The organism is Aquabacterium sp. A08, from assembly GCF_011742065.1.
The window spans coordinates 1-600 of record NZ_JAAQQT010000256.1; the positions used below are offsets into that span (position 1 = coordinate 1).

Here is a 600-nt window from a genome sequence, read left to right on the forward strand (position 1 = left end):
GTAGGTGCTGGCCTCGGCGCGGTGGGCGGTGCCAAAGGCGTCGTGCACGAAGATGTCGCACATCTGCCCCAGGCGGGCCGACAGGTCGGGGCAGTTGCAGGTCTCGCCCGGGTTGAGCCGGCAGTTTTCCAGCAGCACCACCTCGCCCGGAAGTGCTTGCACCGGGCGCCCGACCCAGTCGCGCTCCAGGCGCACCGGCCGACCCAGCAGGTCGCCCAGCCGCTCGGCCACCGGCGCGAGCGAATCCTCGGGACGGAACCGCCCCTCGGTGGGCCGCCCCAGGTGGGAAGTGACCAGCACCGCCGCCCCGGCCTGCGCCGCCAGCCGGATGGCGGGCAGGCTGGCACGGATGCGCGTGTCCTCGGTGATGCGGCCGTCGCGGTCCTGGGGCACGTTCAGGTCGGCGCGGATGAACACCTGCTTGCCCTGGGCAAAGCCGCTGTGCACAACGTCGGTGAAGCGCAGGAAAGGCATGATGGACCTCCGGTTCAGGCCGTGCGGGCCTGGGACACCACCCGCACCATGTCCAGGCACTTGGCGGCGTAGCCCCACTCGTTGTCGTACCAGGCCACCACCTTCACAAAGGTGCCGTCCAGCGCT

At 71.0% G+C, this 600-nt stretch carries 1 protein-coding gene and 1 pseudogene; both read right to left on the bottom strand.

Annotated elements, in window-relative coordinates:
• Nucleotides 1-474 (bottom strand): phosphoglycerate kinase (gene pgk / locus HA630_RS01445; RefSeq protein ID WP_166832157.1); only part of this gene is annotated, 474 nt, incomplete at its 3' end.
• A gap of 14 nt (nt 475-488) precedes the next feature.
• Nucleotides 489-600 (bottom strand): annotated as a pseudogene (locus HA630_RS01450) (type I glyceraldehyde-3-phosphate dehydrogenase); the annotation flags it as partial.